Below are 15,940 nucleotides of genomic sequence, written 5' to 3'. Positions count from 1 at the left end.
TTTTGTGCACGTTTTCCGGTTTGTTCATGCGGTGATAAAAATTGTGTGAGCCACATCTTTCCGACGCATCCGGGGATGATGAAAAGGGGTCAAGACAAATCAAGGGTAGGGTTTTGAGACTGTTCTTGAGGAAAAGTGTTTTTATAAGGAGCGGACGCCTGTTCCCACACTTCTGTTCTGAAATCAGCAACAATTCACTCAAAAGACCTCCAATGGACGTGACCCGGGTATGAAACCTGTGCGCGCTGGGGTTTCGCAGGCTGACCGGCGTGGCAGGTTTGGTGTTGGCCCAAGCGACAACTCAAGATTTGAGAACACCCTCAGGGGGTCAGTTGTGCCTTCATCGCAGGTTCCGGAAAGCAAGTTGGCGCAAAGCCTGAAGTCATTTGCCACCGGCCAATCGAGCGGCGTGTTTTGAACCCCGGCAAACCATCGGCACCGCCAACGTCATGGCCCATTTTCTCGAGGGTCCGCTGCATTGCGGCGATGTCAGAACGGTACAGCCCACCGACCGGACCCCATTGCCCCACAAAATCGTCGACACCGAATTGAATGCGGTCTCCAACATGGCCAACGAACAGAGCGTAAAGATCGCTTTTGTTGTATTCTTTGAGCACATAGAAATTTGGTGTAACCAGAAAGGCCGGTCCATGGCGTCCAGCTGGCATCATCAGATAGCCGAGGCCGTCACGCTCATGGTCCGGAAAGGGCCTGCCTGAAATCCGGCGTATCCCCATTTTTTCCCATTCGTGAATGGGTCGGCCCTGATCGGGCCCTTCCAAAGCGCAGGACACATTCGCGGGAACGGAAACTTCGAAACCCCAGTCTCGACTGCTTAGCCATCCATGTTGGTCTAAATAATGGCCGATGGACGCAATTGTGTCAGCGGGCGATCCCCAGATGTCAGCCCGGCCGTCCCCGTCGCCGTCTCTTGCATAGGTCAAATAATTGGATGGCATGAATTGTGGCTGACCCAATGCACCCGCCCAGCTACTTTTCATGTCTTGGGCAGGTAAATAACCAGCCTCGGCTATTTGAAGGGCCGCAATCAACTCGTTTGTAAAATACTCGGCACGCGTGCTCATGAATGCTTTGGTCGATAGAACGCGAAACGCGTCGTGGCGGATGGGCACCTGTCCGTACCCGCTCTCTCTGCCCCAGATTGCCAGGATTATGCGGCCGGGCACACCGGTTTCGCGCTCGACCGAGGCAAGTATTGCGGAATGCTGTTTTGCCATCTTGCGCCCAACCGAGGTGGCACCCTGAACGGATCCTGAGTTGAAGTACCGCCCAGGCGAGCCGAATTCGGCCTGTTTCTGATTTTTTGGTGTCTTGGCCTTTCGTCCGGGCGGGACCAGATCTGGCAGTTTCCAGTTCAGGGTCACGCCAGAAAACGCCTGTTGCATCGTATCCCGTGAAACCCCTTTGGAACGCGCTTTTGGCCAGACCACCTCTTGCAACCAGGTTTGGAATTGACGTTCAACTTCAGCGCGATCCTGAGCCAGCGCAGCTTGCGAAGTCAAAATAAGACCTATGATTGCAAGTATTTTGTGTATCAAAACCAAGTTGCGTCCCTGTTTTGGCCGGGGCTCGACTGATGCGGTTTTCCATTGATGCCCAAGGTTGAATGAAAGTCTTACCTGGCAATCTGCAGTATGGAAAGGTCTTGAGAAAACTTTCGCATTTGCTGATAGTTGGGTGGAATTTGGATCACGAGAGGGTTGTGTGTTATGGCCGCAGGCAGATTGTCCACCCTATCCTCGCTCGTGGTGGCTGCCGTGTTCATTTTGGCTGTAACTGCGCAAATGGCTGTTGCCAGCGACAGTTTTTTGGATCCGCAAGGCCCGATTGCAGCCATTCAGAAAACTCATCTGTTACGGGCGACCGCCCTGATCATGGTGGCGGTCATACCCGTCCTCGTTCTGGTCCCCTGGATCGCATTTCGATACCGGCGTCGAAGGGGTGGAACCGCTGCCTATAGGCCGGACTGGGATTTTTCAGCCAAACTGGAAATTATCATGTGGGGCGTGCCTGTTTTGATCGTAGCGCTCCTGTCTTTCTATCTTTGGAAGGCGACGCACCGGCTCGACCCGTATTCAGCAAGTTTTGGTGAGGAACCGGCCGTGCAGGTTCAGGTGGTTGGTCTGGATTGGAAGTGGTTGTTTCTCTATCCCGATCTGGGCATTGCCAGCGTCGGCGAGTTTGGAATCCCAACCAAACGACAGGTGGCCATGACATTAACCACCGATACTGTGATGCAGTCTTTCATGATCCCCTCTCTGGCCGGTCAGATTTACGCGATGCCGGGCATGACAACGCAATTGCATCTGGTCGCAGATACTCCAGAGGTCATGCAGGGCGAAAACACGCAGTATAACGGACGTGGGTTCACAAAACAGAAGTTCCGCACTGTTGCGATGGAGCAAGATGCCTTTGATACGTGGGTCGACAAAGTGCGCACCGGCGGCATCCCGCTGAATGCGGCCACCTATCAGACGCTTGCGATGCGAACTGACAGGGATGAGGTTCAAGCAGCTTTGGGGACAGCACAGATGCCTGATGATGCACTGTATTTCACGCTAGAAGAGGATGTGTTCCAAAGCATTCTGCACCGGTATCACACCGGCGAGGGCTTGCCTGCCGATCAACAACCGGGCACGGCATCCTTCGGGCAGGAGGCGCAAAAATGACGTCAACCGAAACTGGCTTTTTGGGCCGCCTCAGTTGGGATGCGCTTCCGATTGCCGGGTTGCTTCAAGACCCCAGCGCCAATGAGATCGTGGCAAATGCGGCTGCGGGAGTCGTGATCGTTGGCGTTATTGCCGTGGTGGGCCTGCTCAGCTGGTTTCGGCTGTGGACACCGCTGTGGCGCGATTGGCTGACTAGCGTCGATCACAAGAAGATAGGCATCATGTATGTCGTCTTTGCCATCGTAATGCTTGCGCGCGGCGTGTTGGAGGGCGTTGTCATGCGCGCTCAGCAAGCCGCAGGGCCGGGTGATGGATTTCTTGAGGCCGAGCACTTTGCCGAGCTTTTCAGCACCCACGGCACGATCATGATTTTCTTTGTTGCCGTGCCCTTCGTCTTTGGTATTGCCAATTATGTTGTGCCGCTGATGATCGGGGCGCGCGATGTCGCGTTTCCCCGATTGAACCAGATCAGTTTGGGTTTGACTGTGTCCGCTGGCATGATGTTGATGGTCTCACTGGTGGTGGGGAGGTTCTCAACAGGCGGCTGGACAGCTTACCCGCCATATACGGGCGCCGCGTTTAATCCGGGAGTGGGACCGGATTATTGGATATGGGCCATCGTTGTATCGGGTATTGGGACCACGCTCACAGGCATCAACTTTGCCGTAACGATCTACAAAATGCGGGCGCCGGGAATGACCTTCATGCGGTTGCCGATGTATTGCTGGACGATTATCTGCAGTTCGATCCTGATCGTTTTTGCGATGCCGCCCTTGGGGGTTGCCGCGTTGATGCTGGCCGCAGACCGTTATCTGGATTTCCACTTTTTCACCAACGACCTCGGCGGCAACATGATGAACTACGCCAACCTGTTCTGGCTGTTCGGTCACCCCGAGGTCTATCTGCTGGTTCTGCCTGCCTATGGTATCTATTCCGAAGTGTTCGCGACTTTCTCGGCCAAGCGGCTATATGGCTACAACTCGCTTGTTATTGCGACAATGTCGATTGCGGTGCTGTCCTTCACGGTCTGGCTGCATCACTTTTTCACCATGGGTCAGAGCGCATTGATCAACGCCGTTTTTGGTATTGCAACCATGCTGATCGCTATTCCGACCGGTGTGAAAGTCTATGACTGGATGGCAACCTTGTGGCGAGGGCGGATCCGGTTTTCGGTTCCGATGCTGTATGGGCTGGCATTTCTGATGCTGTTTGTGATTGGTGGCCTTAGCGGAGTGATCCTGGCCAATCCAACGGTCGACTATCAGGTGCACAACACGCTGTTTCTGGTGGCGCATTTCCACAACGTGCTGTTGCCGGGTGTGCTGTTTGGTCTGTTGGCAGCTTATAACTATTGGTTCCCCAAGGCGTTCGGTTTCCGCCTGAACGAGTTCTGGGGCCGCGTTACAGTCGCTCTTTGGACCATAGGGTTTTTGTTGACCTTCATGCCGCTCTATTTCGTCGGGCTGATGGGAATGCCGCGCCGCTCATTCAGCTATGACGATCCGTCCTTCCACCCTTTCATGATCGTCGCCATCGTTGGGGCGCTGGTGATTACGTGCGCCTTGTTTTCGGTTCTCATCCAATTGTGGGTCAGTGTCCGGGATAGCGAAAAGACCCGTGTCCCGGTGGGGGATCCATGGGATGGCCGTACATTGGAGTGGTCGATTCCATCGCCACCGCCGCCGTACAATTTTGCAATCATCCCACAGGTAAAGGATCGTGATGACTTCGCTGCCGCCAAAGAACGAGGCATCGCGTATCCAACGCCGGACGCATATGAAGATATCGAATTGCCGCGCAATACCGGTATCGGCTTTATCCTCTGTGTTTTCAGCGGAGTCTGGATGTTTGCTTTGGTGTGGTGGATCTGGTGGTTGGCGGCCCTGATGACTGTGCTGATGATCCTGGCCGTGATCATCTGGACCTTTGACGACAGTACCGAATTCACCATCGCTGCTGAAGAAGTGCGCAGAGATCATGAAGCCTGGTTGTCCCTAGTTCACAGTGAAAAGGCTGTGGATCGTGACTACGAAACCTCCCCAGAAAACCGCGGCCTCGCCCGCCCAGATCTGGAGGCAGTCACATGAAACGCACACCAACGCATAGTTATCCGGGCATCAACCTTGGGGAACGCCACGCGAGTGCCGACAAGGCGACAGAAGTTGTCACCTTTGGTTTCTGGGTCTTCCTGATGAGCGATCTGGTCTATTTCGGCCTGATGTTTGCAATCTACATCACAATGATTGATGCGCAGGTGGGTGGACCCGGTCCGCACGAACTGTTCGATCTGAAAAGTGTCTTTGCTCAAACCCTGATCCTGTTGACCAGCAGCCTGACTGTCGGTCTTGCCATGCTGGCCTTAAAGTACAACTTGCCGCGCGGGCGCATCATTCTTTGGTTTGGGGTTACGCTTTTGTTGGGACTCAGCTTTCTGGTTCTTGAACTGCGTGACTTCATGGCCATGGCGGAAAAAGGCGGTGTTCCACAACGCAGCGGCTTCCTATCGGCATTCTTCGGTCTGGTCCCGCTGCATGGTTTGCACGTTGCGGCGGGATGTCTGTGGCTGATCGTTCTGGGCATTCAATTGCGCGCGAAAGGAATGACAGACCTGATTATCTTACGCGTGGTGCGTCTGGCGTTGTTCTGGCACTTCCTTGACCTGATCTGGATCGGAATAATCACCATCGTTTATTTCGGAGGTCTGACCTATGGATAAGCGCTCTGAAATGCACCGTCGTGAGCGGCGACGTTATGTGATCGGATATGGCGGGTCGCTGTTGCTTACACTGGCCATGTTTGGCGTGGCGCATCTATTCGGGATCGAAACCACTGGCGTGTATCTGACAATTGGATTGCTTGGTCTGGCACAGCTTGTTTTGCAGCTAGTTTATTTCCTGCATATCGACCGTCGTCGCAGCAGCCGGGAAGACCTGCACCTTGTGCTGTTTTCCACGATGGTTTTGTTGATTATGATTCTGGGTACGGTTTGGGTGTTGGGCAACCTGGCGATCCGAATGCATATGCATGTGATGTAATAGGCAGCGCACAACAAAGGTAAACGGCATGAGACCTCTCAAAACCATAGCCATTGCTGTTATGTTGGCAGTAATCGGTGTGGGTTTGCTGTTGTTTTGGCGGCACGAGGAACGGTACCCATCCACCCAGGATGCTTATATCGGCGCCAACATCATTTATGTGGCAGCCCAGGTGACCGGGCAAGTGGCGGAAGTCCAGATTTCCGATAACCAATCGGTTAAGAATGGCGATCTCCTGTTCACTATTGACGACACTCAGTTCAAAGCCTCCGTCGACGCGGCCAAAGCTGATCTGGACAGTGCCATTCAACAGGCCAAGTCGTACTCGACACAAATTACGGCCGCTGAAGCGTCCGTTCAAAGCGCCCAATCTGCTTATGACACTGCAAATAAGAGCCTAGAGCGCGCGAAAGCCCTGTTTGCTGCAGGTGATGTCGCGCAGGCCTCATTGGACCAGACGACATCAGAATTCGCGCAGGCCTCGGCACGGCTGACGACCAGCCAATCCAGCTTGTTGGCGCTGCAAAGCGGGTTGGAAGCAAAACAGGACGACATCTTGTCATCTCAGGCGCAGCTTGAGATCGCCGAAACAAACCTGGCTTGGACCAAGGTCTATGCGGTCGCAGATGGCTGGATCGCCAATCTGACGTTGCGCCCCGGATCTTCGGTCTCTGCCAACGCGCCTCAATTCTCGATTGTTGAGTCCTCGGATTGGTGGGTAGACGCCAATTTCAAGGAAACGTCGTTGCCTCGTATCCGGCCCGGGCAGCCTGTAACAGTTCAGGTCGACATGCTGCCGGGGGTGAAGCTTACCGGCAAGGTGGCCTCAATCGGACGCGGTTCAGGGGACACATTCTCGTTGCTGCCGTCCGAGAATGCCAGTGGAAACTGGGTCAAGGTCACACGGCGTTTTCCGGTTCGGATCGCACTTGACCCAACCGATGCCCCCTTGCGGGTCGGCGGCAGCAGCAAAGTTGTCGTGGACACAACGGGCCCGGCGGACGGAAAATGACTTCGGCGGCGTCCGGCCCTGTAAACCGGGTGATCGTGGTTGCTGTTGTTCTCAGCGCCATATTGGAAGTGCTGGACAGCACGATTGTCAACGTTGCCTTGCCGCATATTCAGGCCGCGTTTGGGGCGACAACCGACCAAGCGACATGGATTCTGACCAGCTATATCGTATCGGCGGTGGTCATAATGCCACTGACCGGCTTTGTGGCCCGCCGTGTTGGGCGGCGACGGTTGATCCTGACAGCAGTGACTGGCTTTGCAGTTATGTCGATGATGTGTGGCCTGTCCTGGAGCCTCGAAGTCATTGTTGCCTTTCGGCTGGCCCAAGGCATGTTTGGAGCTTTCCTGATCCCATTATCGCAATCGATCCTGTTCGACGCCTTCCCCAGAGAAGAGCGTGGGAAGGCGATGGCGGTTTTCGGCTTGGGGGTCGTAGTGGCACCCGTTCTTGGGCCGACGGTTGGTGCGATCCTGACCGAGTATTTCTCGTGGCGGATGGTGTTTTTCGTCAACTTGCCTGTGGCCGCCCTTGCCCTTCTGTTGCTGGCCGGGGAATTGCCCGAAGACAAGACCGAGGATGTACAGATCGACTGGAAGGGTCTGGCCTTGTTGGCACTTGGCATCGGGTGTCTGCAATTTGTCCTGGATCAGGGCGAAACCATGGATTGGATGTCGTCTCGTGTCATTCAAGTGGCTGTGGTCGCGTCGGTACTGGGCGCGATCGGATTTATTGTTCACGCATTGACCGCGCGTAACGCGGTCGTGGATCTGCGTTTGTTTGCGGACCGCAATTTTGCCCTGTGCAATCTGATCATCGCCGGATTTGCGGTCTCATTGTTTGGTGGTATTGCAGTCCTGCCAACGCTCGTACAAAACCTTCTGGATTTCCCCGTTATCGCTTCAGGCCACCTTTTTATTCCGCGCGGTTTGACAGCAGGATTGTCGATGGTTCTGACCGGCGCCGTACTGGTTCATCGTTTCGATCCACGCTTATTGGCGGGCGCCGGATTGTTGCTGACTGCGATTGGGAACTTCATGATGGGTGCCATCAACCTCAATGCCGGGTTTTGGGAGCTGGCGTGGCCCGGAGCCATCAGTGGGTTAGGGATGGGTTTGGTCTTTGTGCCTATGTCTATTCTCGCGTTCGAAAGCATCAGCCAAAACCGGCAAGACGAAGCCTCTGGCCTGTTCAACGTCACTCGCCAGTTGGGCTCATCGGTTGGCATCTCTCTGGTCGGCACATGGATCGTACGTGGACTTCAGACCAACACAGCTGTCCTAAGCCAGAATGTGACGCCCTATAACCCTGCGGCGCAAGCTTACCTGAACCCGCTTGGCTTGACACCTGACAGTCCACAGGGCGCTGCGATCCTGGGTCAGGAAATCGCGAAGCAGGCAGAACTGATCTCTTACCTGACCGTTTTCAACAATCTTGGCCTGCTGGCCCTGGCGACAATTCCGCTATTGTTTTTCTGTCGTGCGCCAAAGCCGGGAACCCAGACGGCTGTCCACGTGCATTGATCCACGGAAGCTTCAATAAATACCTTTTCCCCGACTGTACCAGATCGGGAACAAGGTTTCCCCACGATTTCAAGTGAAGTGACAGTCACAGATCAGTTAGGGATTGACCTCGGGTTATTCACCACATGTGTGTTGATCCTGCGAATGCTCCATTCGACCGCATCTCGCATCGCGCGGCCCAAGGCCTTGTCAAAGGCTTCGATCAGATCAGGTGTTTGTTCACTGGCGGCCACGACATTTTCCTGGAACGAGCTGGATGCAATAATCTTGTCTTCGTACTCGTCAATGACCTTAATATTCATACGCACTTCAATGCGGACCGATTTACTGGTCTCTGTTTCTTGGACCACAATGCCCTGAAATTCGCGCAGGTCAGGTGCAATCACATAGTCTGCGCGCAGGCCAACGGTAGATCGACCAACCGCCGCAACTTTTCCCGAATTCTCGTAGCTTTCCACCAACAGCGTTTGAACGATCAAAGGAGCACGATCTACCCAACGCGCGCGCGGAAGGTACTGCACCTGCAAGGGCGTCGGCTGAATAGCGATCTGATCCGTGTTCACTGCCGCAGTTGCTGTTGGTTCCTCGACAACGATCTGCTTTTGAATTCGGGGCAGTGCGGACGAAAAGGTGCTTTTGGGCGTCAATAAATAAAGGTCGTTGGGCTTGGCCGCCTGTTGCAACGTACCCAGGCCAGCGCAGCCGCCGATCAGGGCAAATGCCAGCAATGCGAAAACAGGCTTGATCATTGGCGGAACTCCGATGCTTGAGTGCCCAACAGGAATCGTGCGGGATCCCGTTCAATCTTATCCACCAGTCGGTCGAGACTGATAACAAGTCGTTGGGATTCTTCGATGAAGCGGATAAATTGCGGAAGGCCGACGCGCAGGAAATCCGAAACTTGGCGACGATTGTTCTGAACGATGCCGTCGATAGTGCCCATCAGTTCAGACGCAGAATTCGATGCGCTTAGAACGTCGTCCGAGATTTGATCGATCTTTTCGGTCACGTTCGAGACCGTCTCGGTCACTTGATTAGCCGCTTTGCGGATGTCAGCAGCCACAGGCGCGACTTCTTCTTCCATCACCCGATTGGCTGAGTTGAACGCCGTCTCTGCCGAAGACAGCGCCCCCTTCGCCGTGTCCATCGCCGACGTAATCGACCCCAATGTCGTGTTGGCGTTCAGAACGGTTTCGTTGACAATTTCCAAGGTGACGCTGCCTTCGTCCGACAACAACGTCAAACGTTCAGCCAGTTGCGCGCCGCGTTCAATGAAAGGTCGAATGTCCTCTTGCAGGATCTGGTCCGCCGTTTGGATCGTTGTTTTTGCTTCGTCCAACGCGGCCTTGGCGGATTCTGATGCGGTTTTGACCGAGTCCAGCGTATCCGTTCCTGTCTCAAGCGTTGTCTGAGCTGTTTCGATCAATGGATCCAGACGCTTAGAGAATTCGCCAATGTCCTTGGCGGCATTACCAATATCGCTGGCGACAGACTCAAAGCTTGTCAAAGTGTTGTCCAACCGTCCTGTAGCCGACGCAAGATTGTCTAGTATACCGCTCACGGCTTCCCTGTTCTTGTCGTCAACGACCTTGTTGAGGCTTTCCAAAAGTGTGACGGCCTCATCCAACACTTTCGGTGCGCCTTCAAACAGTGACTGGATTGTGCTGCGTTTGCTTTTGATCACGCTGTTTTGTGCCAGTCGTTGTGCGCTCGCCGACCCACCGGTCAACTCGACATAGCCAACCCCGGTCACACCTAGGGACTGCAACTGGGCAATCGTTTCCTCGGTGATTGGAATATCTGCATCCACTTCGATGCGAACTCTGACTTTCGAGGGGTCGTCTTCATCCAAATTCAACGAAATAACCTGGCCAACAGGAAGGCCGTTGAAGCTCACACCTCCCGCAGCGGAAAGCCCTGAGACATTGTCGAACAAGACGTCGTAATAAGCGTATTGGCGTGTGACCTCAAATTTCGCAAGCCAAAGGAAAAAACCAAACGCGCCCAGAAGCCCTGCAAGGGTAAACGCGCCGATCAGGATATAATTCGCTCGGGTTTCCATTGCCTCTACCTGTCCTGGCCCTTTTGTTGTGCTGCGCGGGCGCGGGGGCCTGTGAAGTATTCCTGCACCCAAGGATGATCGACCTTGGCCATGTCTTCGATCGGACCTTCGACCAGTACGCGCTGTTCTGCAAGCACAGCAATCCGGTCGCAGATGGCATAAAGGCTATCCAGATCATGGGTGACCATGAACACTGTCAACCCAAGAGCCTGCTGCAATTCGCCAATCAACTCATCATAAGCCGCCGCCCCAATAGGGTCCAATCCGGCGGTTGGTTCATCCAGAAACACGATTTCGGGGTCCAAGGCCAATGCCCGGGCCAGCGCCGCGCGCTTGCGCATACCGCCGGAAAGCTCGGACGGAAACTTGCCGCAGCTCAGCTGAGGCAACCCAACCAGGCTGATCTTCAGCGAGCCCAGCGACTCCATCAGCTTTTCGCTCAGACCCGTGTGCTCGCGCAGCGGGGCCATTACGTTTTGCAGGACGGTCAATGACGAAAACAGAGCGCCGTCCTGGAAGGCCACACCCCAATGGCGTTCGATGCTGCGCCGATCTTCCTCGGGGCCGTTCAAGACATCAACACCCAGAACTTCGATGCTGCCCGCCGCCGGCGTGTTCAGCCCTACAATTGTTCTGAGCAATACCGATTTACCAGTGCCGGACCCGCCGACAATTCCCAGAACTTCGCCGCGCCAGACATCGAGGTCCAGATTATCATGCACCACCTGCGATCCGAACTGGTTTCTGAGGCCGCGCACACGGATCACAGCGTCACGTTGTGACGCCGTTGAACTCGTTGCCTCTTGTATTCTGCTGTTCATGTCAGATTCCGACCTCTGAGAAGAAAATCGAAAACAGGGCGTCAATTACTATGACCATGAAGATGGATTGCACAACCGATGCGGTTGTCCGCTGACCCACGCTTTGTGCAGATCCTCTGACCTGCATGGCCTGCCAACAGGAGATTACTCCAATAACCAACGCAAAAAAGGGCGCTTTGATCAGACCAACGGCTAGTTGCCAGACATCCGTATTCTCCTTCAATCGCGTCAGAAACATGCCGGGGCTTACGCCCAGATCAATCCAGCTCATCAAGGCGCCACCGAATAAACCCGCTATGTCCGCGATAAACCCCAGAATGGGCAACATGATCAAAAGGGCGAGGACACGGGGAATTACCAGCACTTCAATCGGGTCCAGCCCCAAGGTTCGCATGGCATCAATCTCTTCCTGCACTTTCATCGAACCGATCGAGGCTGTGAACGCCGAGCCTGAGCGACCCGCAACAATGATCGCTGTCAACAAAATCCCAAGCTCTCGTAAGACCGAGATTGAGATCAACTCCACTACAAATATCTCTGCGCCAAACTGCTTGAGCTGCGTCGCGCCTTGAAAAGCCAAAACAACACCGATCAGAAACCCCATCAGAGCCACGATGGGAAGGGCTTTGACACCGGTTTCCTCCATATGCGTGACGAGGGCCGCCTTGCGCAGCCGCCATGGCATGACCATGGTGCGGAACAGCCGGTGTAGCGTAAGTCCCAAAAATTCAAGGATTGAAAGCGTGTCCTTCCAAGCCCCGAAGGTGCCGCGACCCACATCTGCCACCCAATCCATGAAACTGCGGGGATCTTCGAGCTTGCCGGGTTTGCCCGGGATCGAGCGGGTTACGGTATCAATAAGCGTCGCATGTGCAGGCTTTGCCCCCAGAATTTCCACTGCCCCACCGTTCGAGGTGAAACGCTTACCAAGGTCCGCGATCAACCATGCACCTCCGGTGTCGAGGGCCTCGATCTGGGACAAATCAAAAACGACCTTGTCAGCCGAGGGTTGTATAGCTGCAAAATCATGCTCCACTGATGCCAAAGATTGCGTGAGCAATTCACCCGAAATACGGACATGAGTGCCTTCGGTGTCGCGCTCGGATGAGATCATTGCCTTCGTCATAAAGCCATGTGAAGTAAAACGCTCTGAGCCTTCAAGTCTTTGTTCTGAAAGATCGGGTTTTTGCGGTGCAGGATGGCCCTCGCGTCACGCCTTGTTTGGTGCGGCCAGGTTTTCGGGCTCGGGTATACAAGAAAGTGTTGGCTACTTATTTAATCAGTTGCTTGAGCCCAGAATGCGAGACACAGTCCGCGTGGGAGTCGAGGTTGAAGCGGAGTGTTCAGATGTCTCAGGCCAAAAACGTCTTGTTCATCATCATTGATCAACTTCGGGCTGATTGCCTGAGCGGCGCTTTGGCAGATTATGTGGATCTTCCGAATTTGCGGGCATTCATGCAAGAGGCTGTGACCTTTACGCGGCATTACTCGGTCACCAACCCCTGCGGGCCTTCGCGGGCTTCGCTTTTGACCGGGCAATATGCGATGAACCACCGTTCGGTGCGAAATGGAACGCCACTGCGTCACGATACCCCCAATATCGCCACGGAAATGCGCAAAGCGGGATACATGCCGTTGCTGTTCGGCTATACAGATACATCTGCCGATCCGCGTGTCCATGACGCCAATGATCCGGTTCTCAAATCATATGAGCAGTCCATGACCGGGTTTCTTGAGGTGGTCGAAATGCGCCTTGAAGAGTCATATCCCTGGCAAGCACATCTGATGAAAAAGGGATATAAGTTCGATCAGCACTGGGATGTTTACAAACCCACCTCGAAAGACGGTCAGTCCCCCAAATTGAATGACCCGGCGCTCTATCGGGCCGAAGACAGTGACACTGCGTTTCTGACGGATGCTTTTCTTGAAGGCATCGCGCCTCATTGTGGCGAGGGTTGGTTTGCTCATTTGACCTATATCCGCCCGCATCCGCCTCTGGTCGCACCCGCGCCGTACAACGACATGTACAATCCGGCAGAAATCCCTCTGCCACAACGGTTGCACAGCACGGAAGCTGAGAAGAACCTGCACCCGTTCTTTGGGCCCACGCAGGATTCCTATACAGCCAAAGACTTTGTGCACGGCTTTGATGAAGTCGAGCCGACGGACGAGAACATTCGCACTCTGCGCGCTGTCTACCTTGGTCTGGCAACAGAAGTAGATCACCACATCGGTCGTGTGGTGAAATACCTCAAGGACAGCGGGCAATATGACGACACGATTCTTGTGATCACAGCTGATCATGGCGAAATGCTGGGGGATCGCCACAGCTGGGGTAAGATGACCGTCTATGACGCAGCCTATCATACCCCTTTGATGATCCGTTTGCCCGGGAACAATGATCAGGCGGGTGCACGAGTGAGTGTTCCAACTGAATCGGTCGATGTCGCGCCAACGATCCTGGACTGGATTGGGCAACCGGCTCCGAACACGATGGATGGTCGATCCTTGATGCCGCTGTTGCGCGGTGAAGTTCCAGAGGACTGGCGCAGCTATTCGTTCAGCGAGCTGGATTTCTCGGAACCTGAAAACTCGACTCTGTGGCAACAGCAACTTGAAACGGGCAACAGCGACTCGTGCCTGGGAATTCTGCGAGACGACCGATTTACTCTGATCGAGTTTGCCGCGGACCTGCCGCCGATCCTGTTTGACCATCAGAGCAAAGGCGAATTTGAGAATGTGGCGGACAAGCCTGAACTGGCGCCGGACTTGGCCCGATTAAGCCGTCAGATGCTGCGGCACCGGATGAAGAACATGGACCATACACTTTCGCTGCATTCGATTACATCTGAAGGTGCAAAATCCCGTTCTCGATACTGATCGCCCTGTGTGTGGCTTAGAACTTTCCCTGAAAAATTGTAGACAAATTCATATCTTACGATATCGTCCTTGTGAAATACGCATCGTTTTACGCTCTGACGGCCAGCGGTAATTGTGCTGCGGTTTTTCGGTTCTGAATTATTTGTGCAGATCGGCTTGTCAGCGATTTCAAAGTTCCAAACACACCTTTATGCACACAAGGGGTTCCGGGGAGGACAGGAATGGGCGATTGGTTTGTGAATGTGCTGCGCAGCTATCCCGAACTGGCGGTTTTTCTGTCGATCGGGATAGGGTTCTGGATCGGTCCCAAGAAATTTTTTGGTTTCAGCCTCGGGACCGTTACAGCAACTTTGCTTGCGGCTGTGATCATCGGGCAAACGCATATTCAAATCGACTCGGCGGTCAAATCGACCTTTTTCATCATGTTCATCTTCGCAGTTGGATACGGTGTCGGCCCGCAGTTTATCCGCGGTCTCAAGGCAGACGGCGCACGAGAGGTGTTGTTCGCACTCAGTGTTTTGGCTTTGTGCCTGATTGTGCCAGTCTTATCTGCCAAAGTCGCAGGGCTGGAACTGGGCTTCGCGGCTGGCTTGTATGCAGGATCACAGACCATTTCTGCCGCAATTGGTGTGGCGACCGACCAGATCAGTCAACTGGGTCTGTCGTCAGAACAGGCGCAGACCTATGCCAATCAGATACCGATTGCCTACGCAGTCACATATATTTACGGCACGATTGGGTCGGCCATCATTCTGGCCAAACTCGGGCCACGTCTGATCGGTGTGAATCTGGTTGTCGCTTGCAAAGAATATGAGGCCAAGCTTGGTGGTAGCGCTTCTGTTGAGACTGGCGAAGGTATCGTTTCGGCCTATCGCATGATCGAAGCTCGGGCGTTCGAAATCCCCGATGACAGCGATTTGCTGGGCCAGCCGGTGAAGGATTTGATGCCTGGTGTGCGTATTTATGCCGAACGGATCAAGCGCGGTGACGCTGTGATCGAGGTTGAAGACAGCACGGTACTTCAGGCGGGCGACCTCGTCATGTTCTCTGGGCGACGCGCGGATTTGGTTGGCCTTTTGGAAGGGCACCTGAAAGAGGCTGATGCCCCTGAATTGCTGAACACGCCGACCGAGAAGCTGGATGTGCTGATCACCAGCAAAGAGGTTCACGGGAAAACTCTGGAAGAACTAAGCAAGCTTTCGCTGGCGCGCGGTGTCTATGTTTCGAAACTAATGCGAAACATGGTCGAACTGCCACTTTTGCCGGGAACTGTTGTGCATCGCGGTGATATCTTGACGGTTCTTGGATCAAAGCGTCATGTAGAGGCCGCCATTGCCCGGGTTGGGTATGCCGACCGCCCGGTCGAGACAACAGACTTGGCTTTTGTCGGCTGGGGAATATTCATTGGTGGTCTGGTCGGAACACTGGCAATTACCATGGGTGGTTTCCCAATTAGCCTATCCACAACAGGCGGGGCCCTTTTGGCCGGCTTATTACTGGGCTGGTTGCGAACTGTGCATCCGACATTCGGGCGTATTCCCGGCCCGTCTTTGTGGTTGATGAACACCCTTGGCCTAAACGTTTTCATAGCTGTGATTGGCATAAGCGCCGGTCCCGGTTTTGTGGCGGGCCTGCAACAGGCCGGCGTTGCGCTGCTGCTTTGGGGAATAGTCGCCACCTCTCTGCCGATGATCTTCTCGGTTTACGTTGGCCACTATGTGTTCAAGTTTCACCCGGCCATTCTGTTTGGCGCCTGCGCTGGCGCGAGAACAACAACCGCTGCGCTTGGGATGATCCAGGAGGCCGCGCAAAGTCGAATACCCGCGCTGGGGTATGGGATGCCCTATGCGATTGGGAACACTTTGTTGACGATCTTTGGCATGGTTGTTGTTTTGATCCTTAGTTGATTTGGAAAGGTAT

General features: G+C 54.4%; 13 protein-coding genes. 8 read left to right on the top strand and 5 right to left on the bottom strand.

All coding sequences use genetic code 11. From position 1 onward, the window contains the following. Positions 1-320: 320 nt before the first annotated feature. Positions 321-1,523, bottom strand: coding sequence for a lytic murein transglycosylase (locus I9187_RS08505; RefSeq protein ID WP_245223158.1), 1,203 nt, complete (start codon positions 1,521-1,523; stop codon positions 321-323). Positions 1,524-1,730: 207 nt separating this feature from the next. Between I9187_RS08505 and I9187_RS08500 the strand changes: the two genes are divergently transcribed. From I9187_RS08500 to I9187_RS08475, 6 genes are read left to right on the top strand one after another with little or no spacing between them, the layout of a single operon-like run. Further along, positions 1,731-2,690: a cytochrome ubiquinol oxidase subunit II gene (locus I9187_RS08500; RefSeq protein WP_171238059.1), complete on the top strand. Its 960-nt coding sequence runs from the start codon at positions 1,731-1,733 to the stop codon at positions 2,688-2,690. Next, positions 2,687-4,777, top strand: a complete 2,091-nt coding sequence (locus I9187_RS08495; protein ID WP_171238060.1) for a cbb3-type cytochrome c oxidase subunit I — start codon at positions 2,687-2,689, stop codon at positions 4,775-4,777. The genes I9187_RS08500 and I9187_RS08495 overlap by 4 nt, the downstream gene beginning before the upstream one ends. After that, positions 4,774-5,406: a cytochrome c oxidase subunit 3 gene (locus I9187_RS08490; protein ID WP_171238061.1), complete on the top strand. Its 633-nt coding sequence runs from the start codon at positions 4,774-4,776 to the stop codon at positions 5,404-5,406. Before I9187_RS08495 ends, I9187_RS08490 begins: the two co-directional genes overlap by 4 nt. Then, complete coding sequence (locus I9187_RS08485) at positions 5,399-5,725, top strand: cytochrome C oxidase subunit IV family protein (protein ID WP_245223157.1); 327 nt, start codon at positions 5,399-5,401, stop codon at positions 5,723-5,725. The genes I9187_RS08490 and I9187_RS08485 overlap by 8 nt, the downstream gene beginning before the upstream one ends. A 28-nt stretch (positions 5,726-5,753) precedes the next feature. Then, on the top strand, positions 5,754-6,737 hold the full coding sequence (locus tag I9187_RS08480) for an HlyD family secretion protein (protein WP_171238062.1): 984 nt from the start codon (positions 5,754-5,756) through the stop codon (positions 6,735-6,737). Continuing rightward, positions 6,734-8,257, top strand: a complete 1,524-nt coding sequence (locus tag I9187_RS08475; RefSeq protein WP_171721304.1) for a DHA2 family efflux MFS transporter permease subunit — start codon at positions 6,734-6,736, stop codon at positions 8,255-8,257. Before I9187_RS08480 ends, I9187_RS08475 begins: the two co-directional genes overlap by 4 nt. 92 nt (positions 8,258-8,349) lie before the next feature. Here I9187_RS08475 and I9187_RS08470 read toward each other — a convergent pair whose 3' ends face one another. The 4 genes from I9187_RS08470 to I9187_RS08455 are packed head-to-tail and all read right to left on the bottom strand — an operon-like array spanning position 8,350 to position 12,266. Continuing rightward, a complete protein-coding gene (locus tag I9187_RS08470; protein ID WP_171238064.1) occupies positions 8,350-9,006 on the bottom strand; it encodes an ABC-type transport auxiliary lipoprotein family protein in 657 nt (218 codons plus the stop codon). Then, positions 9,003-10,319, bottom strand: coding sequence for an MlaD family protein (locus I9187_RS08465; RefSeq protein WP_171238065.1), 1,317 nt, complete (start codon positions 10,317-10,319; stop codon positions 9,003-9,005). Before I9187_RS08465 ends, I9187_RS08470 begins: the two co-directional genes overlap by 4 nt. A 5-nt stretch (positions 10,320-10,324) precedes the next feature. Continuing rightward, complete coding sequence (locus I9187_RS08460) at positions 10,325-11,140, bottom strand: ATP-binding cassette domain-containing protein (protein ID WP_171721305.1); 816 nt, start codon at positions 11,138-11,140, stop codon at positions 10,325-10,327. Position 11,141: 1 nt separating this feature from the next. After that, positions 11,142-12,266, bottom strand: coding sequence for an MlaE family lipid ABC transporter permease subunit (locus I9187_RS08455; RefSeq protein ID WP_171238067.1), 1,125 nt, complete (start codon positions 12,264-12,266; stop codon positions 11,142-11,144). 221 nt (positions 12,267-12,487) lie between these two features. Between I9187_RS08455 and I9187_RS08450 the strand changes: the two genes are divergently transcribed. Together I9187_RS08450 and aspT are read left to right on the top strand one after the other, a co-directional pair. After that, a complete protein-coding gene (locus tag I9187_RS08450) occupies positions 12,488-14,020 on the top strand; it encodes an alkaline phosphatase family protein (protein ID WP_171238068.1) in 1,533 nt (510 codons plus the stop codon). 221 nt (positions 14,021-14,241) lie between these two features. Beyond that, entirely contained in the window at positions 14,242-15,927 is a 1,686-nt protein-coding gene (gene aspT / locus I9187_RS08445; RefSeq protein WP_171235874.1) for an aspartate-alanine antiporter, read from the top strand. The last annotated feature ends 13 nt before the right edge of the window (positions 15,928-15,940 follow it).

The organism is Ruegeria sp. HKCCE4148 (assembly GCF_017872495.1).
GTDB lineage: Bacteria > Pseudomonadota > Alphaproteobacteria > Rhodobacterales > Rhodobacteraceae > Ruegeria.
The sequence above is the reverse complement of the archived record's forward strand: the minus strand, read 5'-3'. Positions and strand labels throughout refer to the sequence as shown.

Excerpts from the sequence above, each read along its gene's own strand:
- I9187_RS08460 (WP_171721305.1), bottom strand. The coding sequence starts at position 11,140 with ATGAACAGCAGAATACAAGAGGCAACGAGTTCAACGGCGTCACAACGT.
- I9187_RS08485 (WP_245223157.1), top strand. The coding sequence starts at position 5,399 with ATGGATAAGCGCTCTGAAATGCACCGTCGTGAGCGGCGACGTTATGTG.
- I9187_RS08490 (WP_171238061.1), top strand. The coding sequence starts at position 4,774 with ATGAAACGCACACCAACGCATAGTTATCCGGGCATCAACCTTGGGGAA.
- I9187_RS08500 (WP_171238059.1), top strand. The coding sequence starts at position 1,731 with ATGGCCGCAGGCAGATTGTCCACCCTATCCTCGCTCGTGGTGGCTGCC.
- I9187_RS08465 (WP_171238065.1), bottom strand. The coding sequence starts at position 10,319 with ATGGAAACCCGAGCGAATTATATCCTGATCGGCGCGTTTACCCTTGCA.
- I9187_RS08495 (WP_171238060.1), top strand. The coding sequence starts at position 2,687 with ATGACGTCAACCGAAACTGGCTTTTTGGGCCGCCTCAGTTGGGATGCG.
- I9187_RS08475 (WP_171721304.1), top strand. The coding sequence starts at position 6,734 with ATGACTTCGGCGGCGTCCGGCCCTGTAAACCGGGTGATCGTGGTTGCT.
- aspT (WP_171235874.1), top strand. The coding sequence starts at position 14,242 with ATGGGCGATTGGTTTGTGAATGTGCTGCGCAGCTATCCCGAACTGGCG.
- I9187_RS08480 (WP_171238062.1), top strand. The coding sequence starts at position 5,754 with ATGAGACCTCTCAAAACCATAGCCATTGCTGTTATGTTGGCAGTAATC.
- I9187_RS08450 (WP_171238068.1), top strand. The coding sequence starts at position 12,488 with ATGTCTCAGGCCAAAAACGTCTTGTTCATCATCATTGATCAACTTCGG.
- I9187_RS08455 (WP_171238067.1), bottom strand. The coding sequence starts at position 12,266 with ATGACGAAGGCAATGATCTCATCCGAGCGCGACACCGAAGGCACTCAT.
- I9187_RS08470 (WP_171238064.1), bottom strand. The coding sequence starts at position 9,006 with ATGATCAAGCCTGTTTTCGCATTGCTGGCATTTGCCCTGATCGGCGGC.